General features: G+C 49.8%; 6 protein-coding genes and 1 pseudogene. 4 read left to right on the top strand and 3 right to left on the bottom strand.

Annotated elements, in window-relative coordinates:
- A pseudogene (locus tag ACN4EK_RS04560) lies at nucleotides 1-710 on the top strand (cobyrinate a,c-diamide synthase); the annotation flags it as partial.
- Nucleotides 711-801: 91 nt separating this feature from the next.
- On the opposite strand, the gene ACN4EK_RS04555 reads toward ACN4EK_RS04560, so the two are convergent.
- Nucleotides 802-1,668 carry a DNA adenine methylase gene (locus ACN4EK_RS04555; RefSeq protein WP_431656304.1) on the bottom strand — a complete coding sequence of 289 codons (867 nt, stop codon included), beginning with the start codon at nucleotides 1,666-1,668 and terminating at the stop codon, nucleotides 802-804.
- Between the two features lie 159 nt (nucleotides 1,669-1,827).
- The gene (locus ACN4EK_RS04550; RefSeq protein WP_431656303.1) at nucleotides 1,828-2,175 is read right to left on the bottom strand and encodes an ArsR/SmtB family transcription factor; all 348 of its coding nucleotides are present in this window, start codon (nucleotides 2,173-2,175) and stop codon (nucleotides 1,828-1,830) included.
- A gap of 180 nt (nucleotides 2,176-2,355) precedes the next feature.
- On the opposite strand from ACN4EK_RS04550, the gene ACN4EK_RS04545 reads away from it, so the two are divergent.
- Entirely contained in the window at nucleotides 2,356-3,465 is a 1,110-nt protein-coding gene (locus tag ACN4EK_RS04545) for an alkene reductase (RefSeq protein ID WP_431656302.1), read from the top strand.
- A gap of 70 nt (nucleotides 3,466-3,535) precedes the next feature.
- Here the strand turns inward: ACN4EK_RS04545 and ACN4EK_RS04540 are convergent, their stop codons facing one another.
- Nucleotides 3,536-4,273, bottom strand: coding sequence for a dienelactone hydrolase family protein (locus ACN4EK_RS04540; RefSeq protein ID WP_431656301.1), 738 nt, complete (start codon nucleotides 4,271-4,273; stop codon nucleotides 3,536-3,538).
- A gap of 131 nt (nucleotides 4,274-4,404) precedes the next feature.
- On the opposite strand from ACN4EK_RS04540, the gene ACN4EK_RS04535 reads away from it, so the two are divergent.
- Together ACN4EK_RS04535 and ftsE are read left to right on the top strand one after the other, a co-directional pair.
- Nucleotides 4,405-5,163: a WecB/TagA/CpsF family glycosyltransferase gene (locus ACN4EK_RS04535; RefSeq protein WP_431656300.1), complete on the top strand. Its 759-nt coding sequence runs from the start codon at nucleotides 4,405-4,407 to the stop codon at nucleotides 5,161-5,163.
- 160 nt (nucleotides 5,164-5,323) lie between these two features.
- Nucleotides 5,324-6,109 carry a cell division ATP-binding protein FtsE gene (gene ftsE / locus ACN4EK_RS04530; protein WP_431656299.1) on the top strand — a complete coding sequence of 262 codons (786 nt, stop codon included), beginning with the start codon at nucleotides 5,324-5,326 and terminating at the stop codon, nucleotides 6,107-6,109.
- The last annotated feature ends 3 nt before the right edge of the window (nucleotides 6,110-6,112 follow it).

The raw sequence follows: 6,112 nt of genomic DNA, 5'->3' as shown, positions 1-6,112 counted from the left end.
AGATGTGTATAAGAGACAGTTCCCCCACCCTCCGAATCGCGATCGCCCACGACCCTGCTTTCAGTTTCTACTACGCCGATAATCTCGATTTATTGCAATCTCTGGGTGCTGAACTAATCTTCTGGAGCCCGTTACAGGATCGAGAATTGCCCGAAAACATTCAGGGGTTGTACTTCGGCGGTGGTTTTCCCGAAATGTTTGCGGCGACCTTAGCAGAGAACCTAGCGATTCAGGCAGCGGTACGATCGCAAATCCAAGCGGGTATGCCAACGTATGCGGAATGTGGTGGCTTGATGTATCTCTGTCAGCAACTGGTTGATTTCAATCAGAACACGTTTCCAATGGTGGGAATTCTGCCCACAACCGCCGTGATGGGGAAGCGATTAACTCTAGGATATCGCCACGCGATCGCTCAATACGACACGCCTTTAGTCACCAGTGGACAAACCATTTGGGGACATGAATTTCATCGATCTCACCTGACGATCGCACCCCCAGATCCCCTATTTCACATTTTTCCTTCATCGCTAAATCTGCGATCGTCTGACGTTCCCACTGCCCCCTCTCCTCATCCCCCGATCTATGAAGGCTGGTATCTACCCAACCTCCATGCCTCCTACATGCACCTGCATTGGGGAGCTTGCCCAGAGTTACCAACTCGGTTTCTTAACTATTGCCAGAATTGGAGCCAAACCGCGATCGAACATTAAGTAAATATTGTCAGCTTTACCTTAACTTACAGCAAGCTGATCTACTCAAAATAACTATTTAATGAATATGTTGGTGGTGTATTTTCTAATACTAACTTGGGTAGGAAGTGACTAATACTTCAGTGATTTTGCCGCGTCGTTCGGCTTTAGAATTAATTGCCCGAGCAGCGTAAATGGTGTGAATATGGAAATCTTGATAGAGTTCCCGCACAAAGGGACAGTCGGAATTAGAGAGCATGACTTTCACGCCCCGTCTGGCTAATTCGGCAAAGGTGTCGCGTAAGCGGATTTGATCGGCTGGAGTAAACGCATAGCGATTGTAAGCTGTAAAACTGCTGGTGGGGCTAATCGGATGATAGGGCGGATCGAAGTAAACGAAATCCTGCTTACTTGTCGCGTAATTTAAGATCGCTTCAAAGGGTGCAAAGGTAATATCCTGCGATCGCAGGGCAACAGAAGCGGCTTTCAGCAACACTGGATCATAAATGCCGGGATTTTTGTAGCGACCTAAGGGCACATTAAATTGTCCTTTAGAGTTCTCCCGATACAACCCATTAAAACAAGTCTTATTCAGATAAATTAGTCGAGCGGCTTTATCGATCGCAGATTCAGTACCCCGATCAAACTGATATAACTTCGCTTCACGATGCCGCGATCGTTGCTCATAATAATATTCTGGACAGTGGCGATCACGATGTTCCTTCAACCGACTGATCAACACATCGATGTGATCCCGGACGCAACAATACACGTTCACCAATTCCGCATTAATGTCCATTAACATAGCGCGGCGTGGTTGGAGATGGAAAAAGATGGCTCCACCACCGAGGAATGGCTCGTAATAAGTTGAGAATTGTTGAGGGAAATAGGACGAGTATTGCGAAATCAGGCGACCCTTTCCCCCTGCCCATTTGAGGAATGGACGTGGATTAATTGTTGGCAGAACATGAGCTTGCATTCCTTCATCATAAGGGCAATTCCTGCCAAAAAATCAATCTTTATTGCTTGATTTCGAGTTATTTTAGAAGGCGATCGAAGCGATCAAATTAATTAGAAAACCTGATCAATTCTACTAATAGAGTTAGCTCAACTGCAATTTCTTATACCATCACTAGATCTAGTGTTCTATCTCCGTCGTAACCTCGTTGCCGTCTTGGAGACTACTGAAACAATCACTCAGGAGCGATCGATTCAATGAGTTGTACTTTGTTTGCCCCTCACGGCGGATATGAATTAATCCAGCTTCGGCTAAGGTTCTAGAGTGATGACAAAACAGCGCCAGACTAATCCCCATCTGGTTGGCAATCTCTGACCCACTCAGTTCTCCTTGGGCGGCTAACAATTCGACAATCCGGAGCCGGGTTGGGTCAGCCAGGGCTGCAAAAATCTTGGCTCGGTACTCGGTGTCGGCTTTATGACTCGAATCGACCGAACTAATAGATTGATGATCAGAATGTTTAACCATAGAGAGTGACCAAACTAAAATGAGAGCCAGAATCCTACCTTTATCTTAGGCTGGGATAGATTGTAGTGAAATAGTTAAATAAGTACTTGACTGTCTAAACATGGCTGGCTATCCTGTAGTTAAATAGTTGCTTAACTACTAAATAACGCTACTCGCTTAGCAATCCCAGGAGTTTGGAGAATGGATCGCGATATACCCCTGCTATCTCCGGTTAAACTTGGTCGCTACGAATTGCCGAATCGTATGGTGATGGCTCCACTGACTCGGAATCGGGCTGGAGAGGGCTATGTGCCTGGAGAGCTAAATGTGACCTATTACACCCAACGTGCCTCGGCTGGGCTAATTATCACCGAAGCCAGTCAAATTTCACCGCAAGGTATGGGCTATCCCAGCACCCCTGGCATTTATTCGGCGGAACAAGTGGCTGGCTGGCAGCAAGTTACTGAGGCGGTTCATGCCCAGGGTGGACGCATTTTCTTACAACTCTGGCATGTTGGACGGATTTCCCATCCCTCGCTGCAACCGGACGGAGCGTTACCCGTGGCTCCCAGTGCGATCGCCCCGGCGGGTATGGCATCAACCTACACTGGGGAGCAACCATTTGTCACCCCCCGCGCTCTGGAAACCGAGGAAATTCCCGGTATTGTGGAGGATTATCGTCGAGCGGCAGCCAATGCTTTAGAAGCCGGATTTGATGGGGTCGAAATTCATGCTGCCAATGGTTATTTGCCGGATCAATTTCTGCAAGATAATACGAATCAGCGCACCGATCAGTATGGTGGCTCGATCGAAAATCGCACCCGCTTTTTGTTAGAAGTAGTCACGGCGGTCACGGATGTTTGGGGTAGCGATCGCGTCGGCGTTCGGTTAGCTCCTAGCGGCACGTTTAACGACATGGGAGACTCCAACCGCAAAGCGCTATTTACCTACGTGGTGCAACAACTTGATCGCTTTAATCTGGCTTACCTACATTTCGTCGAACCCCGAGCCGATGCGATCGCCTCCAGTCAAGCCGATCACCCCGATGCCCTCACCTGTCGGTATTTCCGCTCAGTCTACAGTGGCACGATTATGTCTGCCGGTGGCTACGATCGCGAATTAGCCAACGCCACGATCGCCGCAGGAGACGCAGATTTGATTGCCTTTGGCAGACTGTATATTGCGAATCCCGATCTGGTCGAACGGTTCGCGCTAGATGCACCGCTGAATCCCTACGATCGCTCTACCTTCTACGGCGGCACCGAGAAAGGCTACACCGACTACCCAACACTAGAACGCCAACCTGCTTAACTCAAATCTCTCGCGAGTGGGGCAATCCTTGGTGGTTGTCCCATTGTTGATTAAAACTCAAAATTTGAGGCTACAACGTATCGTGGTAAAGCTGCATCACATGGTTCCAGGCATCGGCGGCGGCTTCTGGTCTGTAGTCAGCGCGTTGATCGCAGCAAAAACCATGTCCGGCTGGATAGCGGAAAACCTGGTGATCAATTTGGTGCTGTTGCAGGGCGACCTCAATTTGATCAATCTGTGCCACTGGAATTAAGGGATCTTCAGTGCCAAAGAAGGCATAGAGTTTGCCGTGAATCTCGGCAGTGCGATCGAGCGTTGGTGCGCCACCCCCCGGAGTCATCGTGGCAATCCCGGCTCCATAAAAGGAGGCTGTTGCTTTCACATCGGGCAGAGTTGCAGCTAAATACACCACATGCCCGCCAAAACAAAAGCCGATCGTGCCAAATCCCCCTGCTTTCACATTCGTTCTGGATTTGAGATCGGCGATCGTCGCTTGGATATCACTCAATAACTCATTGGCTTTAGTTTGGTCTTTATGTTCCCGCCCTAGAACGGTATCCGCCTCACTGTAGCCAACCTCAAACCCAGGAGCAGTACGCTGAAAAATCGCTGGCGCGATCGCCACATATCCAGCTTTGGCAAGGCGTTCGGTCACCGATCGAATATGGGAATTCACCCCAAAGATTTCCTGAATCACGATGATACCCGGAAATGAACCTGCTCCAGTCGGTTCTGCCAGGTAAGCATCAATCTCTAAATCCCCATTTGTCACTTTGACCCATTCTGTCCGCATCGCTTGCTCTGTCATCGCCCTATCCTGACTACACCACTTCTGGTTATATCAGCCCCAGATCCATTCGTGAAGAGTAGCCCAGGCGATCTCCATGACTGGACTAATTTAATGCTTAAATAGGTTGGCAATCTTGGGCATGAGGAACAATGGTGCAACAGGCGATCCCCGATACTCCCCAACTATTTTCCGTACTGGGTCTACCCCTACATTTATTGGATGATTACACGGGCTGGCTGGTACGCCGAATACAGCAACGGCAAGGATGCCATGTTGTGACGCTAAATGCCGAAATGGCAATGCAGGCAGAACAAAATTCTCGGCTGGCAGCAGCAATTGAGCAGGCGGACTTGGTGATTCCCGATGGAGCCGGGGTCGTGTTTTACCTGAAACTGTATGGTAAACGAGCCGTTCGCTGTCCGGGAATTGAACTGGCAGAATCGCTCTTGCAACAAATGGGACTACGATCTGACTTAGGGACAGTCTTCTTCTATGGCGGTGCGCCTGGAGTGGCGGAAACGGCGGCTAAGATTTGGCAACAACGATCGCCCGGATTGCGGTTTGCCGGAGTGCAAAATGGTTTTCTGGCTCCAGAAGACCAACCTGCCTTTCAGCAACGCTTGAAAGACCTGCAACCCCAATTGATCCTGGTGGGATTAGGCGTACCCCGGCAGGAATTCTGGATCATGGAACACCGTCACCTTTGTCCGAATGCGATCTGGATCGGGGTGGGTGGCAGTTTCGATATCTGGGCGGGTGTGAAAGTTCGCGCTCCGGGTTGGCTACGGAACAATAATTTGGAATGGTTGTACCGGCTCTATCAAGAACCCTGGCGTTGGCGACGGATGTTGGCTCTACCCCATTTTGCGTGGCGATCGCTAGTCTATCGCTTGCGGGGGAAAGGATAGGGAGATAGGGAGATGGGGAGATGGGGAGAAACTGAGTTATGCCTCGCGATCGCCTAAAACGGGTGCGTCATCCTGAAGGTTCTGTGGTCTAATGAAGTGCGCTGGATTGCCAGTTGCTTGCAATATGAGTGCGTGATCACTGATTGGACTCTGGATGCGTATGGTCAGTAATCGTCGGGTCGCTGGTTCCGGGCAACATCGCCCTCGATCGTCACCAATACCAATGTCAGAAGTGGGTAGCACGACCGATCAAGGGGTGCCAACTTCAGGAACGGCGGCGATCGTCACACTGCAAAATGTCAGCAAGATCTATCCGAATGGCACGAAGGCGTTGATTAATGCCAATTTGGAGATTCAACGCGGTGAATTTCTGTTTATTACGGGGGCTTCTGGTTCTGGCAAGTCTACCTTACTGAAGCTGTTTTACGGAGCAGAACGAGCCACCACTGGAGAAGTTATTGTTGATGGTCAGGGGATCTCGTCGCTCAAGGGCGATCGTTTAGCCATGTTGCGGCGGCGGATTGGGGTGGTGTTTCAAGACTATAAATTAATTCCCCGCCGTACCGTATTGGAAAATATTGGCTTTGTCCTTTGGGCACAGGGCTTTCCTCGGCTGGAGATCGATCGCCGCTTGCAACCTGCACTCAAAATGGTGGGTTTACAACATAAAGCGGATTGTTTTCCTGAAGAACTATCGGGTGGGGAACAACAACGGGTCAGCATTGCCCGCGCGATCGTCAGCACTCCTCCCTTATTGCTGGCAGATGAACCCACTGGCAACCTGGATGCGGATAATTCCTGGCAGGTGATCAAGATTTTGAAGAAGCTGAACATGATCGGCATCACGATCATTGTCACAACCCACGATGAAACCCTAATTCGCCAGTCCAATCATCCAGTGCTGCAATTAATCAATGGTCATCTAGCCCAGCGTAAAGTGAGATAGGAG

The organism is Pantanalinema rosaneae CENA516, from assembly GCF_050753385.1.
GTDB lineage: Bacteria > Cyanobacteriota > Cyanobacteriia > Leptolyngbyales > Leptolyngbyaceae > Pantanalinema > Pantanalinema rosaneae.
Note: the sequence above shows the minus strand (reverse complement) of the source record. Positions and strands in the feature narration are given on the sequence as shown.

Coding starts and splice junctions, on each gene's coding strand:
- ACN4EK_RS04555 (WP_431656304.1), bottom strand. CDS start 1,668: ATGCAAGCTCATGTTCTGCCAACAATTAATCCACGTCCATTCCTCAAA.
- ACN4EK_RS04550 (WP_431656303.1), bottom strand. CDS start 2,175: ATGGTTAAACATTCTGATCATCAATCTATTAGTTCGGTCGATTCGAGT.
- ACN4EK_RS04545 (WP_431656302.1), top strand. CDS start 2,356: ATGGATCGCGATATACCCCTGCTATCTCCGGTTAAACTTGGTCGCTAC.
- ACN4EK_RS04540 (WP_431656301.1), bottom strand. CDS start 4,273: ATGACAGAGCAAGCGATGCGGACAGAATGGGTCAAAGTGACAAATGGG.
- ACN4EK_RS04535 (WP_431656300.1), top strand. CDS start 4,405: ATGGTGCAACAGGCGATCCCCGATACTCCCCAACTATTTTCCGTACTG.
- ftsE (WP_431656299.1), top strand. CDS start 5,324: ATGGTCAGTAATCGTCGGGTCGCTGGTTCCGGGCAACATCGCCCTCGA.